Annotated in this window: 3 protein-coding genes; 2 read left to right on the top strand and 1 reads right to left on the bottom strand. The window is 70.4% G+C overall.

The genetic code is table 11. The features are described 5' to 3' along the window. Positions 1-974: tripartite tricarboxylate transporter substrate binding protein (locus tag FUT87_RS25245; protein WP_147242779.1), on the bottom strand; the 974-nt coding region annotated here is incomplete at its 3' end. A 250-nt stretch (positions 975-1,224) separates the two neighbouring features. On the opposite strand from FUT87_RS25245, the gene FUT87_RS25250 reads away from it, so the two are divergent. Next, positions 1,225-2,442, top strand: a complete 1,218-nt coding sequence (locus FUT87_RS25250; protein ID WP_147242777.1) for a citrate synthase family protein — start codon at positions 1,225-1,227, stop codon at positions 2,440-2,442. Positions 2,443-2,767: 325 nt separating this feature from the next. Then, positions 2,768-4,822 (top strand): sodium-translocating pyrophosphatase (locus tag FUT87_RS25255; RefSeq protein WP_147242778.1); only part of this gene is annotated, 2,055 nt, incomplete at its 3' end.

A 4,822-nucleotide genomic window follows, 5' to 3' on the forward strand; every position in this document is an offset into this window, starting at 1 on the left:
ATGCCGGCGGCCTTGATGACGGTGCCCCAGCGCCGGTACTCGGCCGCCTGGAAGCTCGCCAGCTCGGCCGGCGTCGAGGTGAAGGGCTCCATGCCGTTCTGCTCGACGAAGCGCCGCACCGGCTCGGCGGTCATGGCCTTCTGCATCAGGGCGTTGATGCGCTCGACCACCGGCGCCGGCGTGCCGGCGGGCGCGTACACCGCGTTCCAGTAGCTGATCTCGTAGCCGGGCAGGCCGGCTTCGGCGATCGTCGGCAGGTCCGGGACCAGCGGGGAACGGCGCGGACTGCTCACCCCCAACGCCTTCAGCTTGCCGGCCTTGACCTGCGGCAGGCTGGTGGTGAGGTCCACGATCATCAGGTCCACCTGGCCGCCGACGAGGTCAACCATCGCCTGCGGATTGGCCTTGTACGGCACATAGGTCAGCTGGGTCTTCGTCATCTGCTGGAACAGCTCCGCCGCGACGCGCGCCGACGAACTGCCCGCGCCGAAGGTCAACGGCTGCTGCTTCGCGATCGCGCTGAGCTCGGTGACGTTGCGGGCGGCCACCCGCGGATGCGTCACCAGCAGCAGATAGCCCTTGACCAGCGCGCCCACCGGGGCGAAGTCCTTCACCGGGTCGTAGGCCAGCTTGCGGAACAGGTGGGGATTGGCGGCCTGGGTCGTGTTGGTGGTGATGAACAGCGTGTAGCCATCCGCCGCGGACCGCGCCACCGCCTGGGCCGCGATGCCGCCGCTGGCGCCGGCCTTGTTCTCGACGACCACCGGCACCTTGGTGGCGGCGGTGATCTCCGCGCCGATCGCGCGGGCCAGGCCATCGGTGGTGCTGCCGGGACTGGAGCCGACCACGATCGTGATCGGCTTGGACGGATAGGCACTGGCAGCGGCCGCCGGGCTCTGCGCCCAGGCGGGGAGCGATGCCAGGCTGGCCGAACTCAGGAGGGTCAGCGCGGCCAGGCGGCGCGCGGGGTTCATGCGGGTCATGCGGTTGTCTCCGTGGGGGTGGGCATGAGGTCGGCACCGCGAGGATTTCTGAACGACCCTCGTCGATGTCGCGTGGACTCATGCTGCGGGCCCGCCACCGCATCGTCAATATTGATCATCAAGATCAATTCAAATCGGTAGCTCCGATGGAAAGAAGGCGTTTGTCTCGACGCGAGCGCTTGGACACGCCTGATGTTGACGATTACATTGACAACCTCGACGACCAGATTCCCGCCCACGCATGTCCCCCTGGATGACCCTGGACGAAGCGCGCGACGCCCTCGACGTGCGCGCGCAGACGATCTACGCCTACGTCAGCCGGGGCCGGATCGGCGTCAGCCCCGATCCGGCCGACTCGCGCCGCAGCCTCTACCGCGCCGAGGACGTGAAGGCGCTGCTGCGGCGCAAGGAGACCGGGCGCACGCGCGAGACGCTCGCGGCCACGACGCTGTTCGGCGCCGAGCCCAGCCTGCCGACGGCGATCTCGACCTTCTCCGGCGGGCGGCCCTTCTACCGCGGTGTCGACGTCGTGGAGCTCGCGGCGACGGCGACGCTGGAGGACGCCGCGCAACTGCTGTGGAACCTCGAGCAGGCGCCTAGCTTCCCGAGTCCCGTGGGCGTGCCGGGATCGCCGGCCGCGTCGGCGCTGGACGTGGTGTCCGCGCTGCCCGTGGGCCGGGCCCGGGCGTTCGCCGAGCTGGCCGCGCTGACCGCGACCGGGCACTCGACGCGCGGCCGCCTGCCGCGCATCCTGGTCGACGAGGCCGCCGGCCTGGTCGGCCGCCTCTCGGTCGCCTTCGGTGCCTCGGCAGAAGACGACCGGCCGTTGCATGAGCGCCTCGCGCGCGGGTGGGGATTGCCGAAGCCCGTTGCCGCGCTGCTGCGCAAGACGCTGGTGCTCGCGGCCGACCACGAGATCACCAGCTCCGCGTTTTCCGCCCGCATCACCGCGTCGACCGGCGCCTCGTTGCCGGCCTGCCTGCTCGCGGGCCTGACCACCTTCTCCGGCCCGTTGCATGGCGACGCCTCCGGGCGCGTGCGCGCGCTGTTCGACGAGGTCGAGCGCGAAGGCGCCGACGCGGTGGTGGACCGCTACCTCGCCGCCGCGATGCCGCTGCCCGGCTTCGGCCACCCCATCTATCCGGACGGCGACCCGCGCGCCGCGGCGCTGATGGACGAGTTCAAGCCGCCGGCCGCGATCGCGCGCCTGATCGAGCGCGTGGTGACGCTCACCGGCCTGCCGCCGTCGATGGACGTGGCGCTCGCGGCGCTGGTCGCGCGCTACCGGCTGCCCGCCGACGCGGCGTTCGCGATCTTCGCGATCGCGCGCAGCGTGGGGCTGCTCGCGCATGCGATGGAGCAACTGGCCGTCGATTCGGTGATCCGTCCGCGCGGTCGCTACATCGGCCCGAGCGCGGCCCAGGCGCCCGACCCGCGCAAGGCCCGCCGGAAACGGTGACGGCGCCAGGCGTGACGACGCGGCGCGGCGTCGCGCCGCGCGGACGATGACGACACCGCGCGACCGATGAAGGCCGCGTAAAGCCTACCGACGGGGCACAGGCCGTGCCCGGGGCCAGTCCTTGCCCCGGCTTCTGCGTGCCCATCCCGCAAAGCCTGACACCCGCCTTGCAAAGCCCTCTGATCCGCTGGTAAACGCTCATGCCATGCGGTATTCACGGCCTTAGCATGGGTCGACGGACTGTTGCTGTTGCGTGCGCGCAGGCCCGGCGCCCGCTGGATGGAACGTCTTCACAGGATGGCGATCAGCGAGAGGAGACACACACATGTCGACGAGTTTGGCGCTGTACTTCGCGCTGGCCTGCGGGCTGGCGGCGGTGCTCTACGGCTTTATCCAACGCAGCTGGATCCTGAGCCAGGATGCCGGCAACCCGCGCATGCAGGAGATCGCCGGGGCGATCCAGCAAGGCGCCGCGGCCTACCTGGCGCGCCAGTACCGCACCATCGCCATCGCCGGCGTGGTGCTGGGCGTGCTGATCGGCGTGGCGCTGGACTGGAAGACCGCCCTCGGTTTCCTGGTCGGGGCGGTGCTGTCCGGGGCCTGCGGCTTCATCGGCATGAACGTCTCGGTGCGCGCCAACGTGCGCACCGCGCAGGCGGCGACGCAGGGCATGGCGCCGGCGCTCAATGTCGCCTTCAAGGGCGGCGCCATCACCGGGATGCTGGTGGTCGGGCTGGGCCTGCTGGGCGTGGGCCTGTTCTTCATGTGGGTCAGCCAGAACGGCACCCACGCCGACAGCCAGACACTCAAGCCGCTGCTGGGCCTGGCCTTCGGCTCGTCGCTGATCTCGATCTTCGCGCGGCTGGGCGGCGGCATCTTCACCAAGGGCGCCGACGTCGGCGCCGACTTGGTGGGCAAGGTCGAGGCGGGCATCCCCGAGGATGACCCGCGCAATCCCGCCGTGATCGCCGACAACGTGGGCGACAACGTCGGCGACTGCGCCGGCATGGCGGCCGACCTGTTCGAGACCTACGCGGTCACGCTGATCGCGACGATGGCGCTGGGCGCGCTGACCTTCGGCGGCATGTCGATCGCGGCGCTGATCTACCCGCTGGTGCTGGGCGGCGCGTCGATCATCGCGTCCATCATCGGCTGCGGCTTCGTCAAGGCCAGCCCCGGCATGAAGAACGTGATGCCGGCGCTGTACAAGGGCCTGGTGGTGGCCGGCGTGCTGTCGGCGATCGCGTTCTGGTTCATCACCCGCGCGCTGTTCCCGCAGGACCTGACACTGCCGGGCGGCCAGACCATCGGCGCGAACGCCCTCTTCTTCTCCTGCCTGGTCGGCCTGCTGCTGACCGCGGCGATGGTGTGGATCACCGAGTACTACACCGGCACCGACTACAAGCCGGTGCAGCACGTAGCGCAGGCCTCCACGACCGGCCATGGCACCAACATCATCGCGGGGCTGGGCGTGTCGATGCGCTCGACGGCCTGGCCGGTGCTGTTCGTCTGCGTCGCGATCCTGGTCGCGTTCAAGCTGGCGGGGCTGTACGGCATCGCGATCGCGGCGACGGCGATGCTCAGCATGGCCGGCATCGTGGTGGCGCTGGACGCCTACGGGCCGATCACCGACAACGCCGGCGGCATCGCCGAGATGGCCGAGCTGCCCGACAGCGTGCGCGACATCACCGACCCGCTGGACGCCGTCGGCAACACGACCAAGGCGGTGACCAAGGGCTACGCGATCGGCTCGGCGGGCCTGGCGGCGCTGGTGCTCTTCGCCGACTACACCCATGCGCTGGAGCAGCAGGGCCTGAGCGTCAGCTTCGACCTGAGCAACCACATGGTGATCGTGGGGCTGTTCATCGGCGGCCTGATCCCCTACCTCTTCGGCGCGATGGCGATGGAGGCGGTGGGCCGCGCGGCGGGCTCGGTGGTCGAGGAGGTCCGGCGCCAGTTCCGCGACATCAAGGGGATCATGGAAGGCACCGGCAAGCCCGAGTACGGCCGCGCGGTGGACATGCTCACCGCGGCGGCGATCAAGGAAATGATCGTGCCCTCGCTGCTGCCGGTGGTCGTGCCCATCGTGGTCGGCCTGGTGCTCGGCCCCGCCGCGCTGGGCGGCCTGCTGATGGGCACCATCGTCACCGGGCTGTTCGTGGCGATCTCGATGTGCACCGGCGGCGGCGCCTGGGACAACGCCAAGAAGTACATCGAGGACGGCCACCACGGCGGCAAGGGCAGCGACGCCCACAAGGCCGCGGTGACCGGCGACACGGTCGGCGATCCCTACAAGGACACGGCCGGCCCGGCGGTCAACCCGTTGATCAAGATCATCAACATCGTCGCGCTGCTGATCGTGCCGCTGCTGCCGGCGGTC

Source organism: Mitsuaria sp. TWR114 (assembly GCF_007997345.1).

Coding starts and splice junctions, on each gene's coding strand:
- FUT87_RS25250 (WP_147242777.1), top strand. CDS start 1,225: ATGTCCCCCTGGATGACCCTGGACGAAGCGCGCGACGCCCTCGACGTG.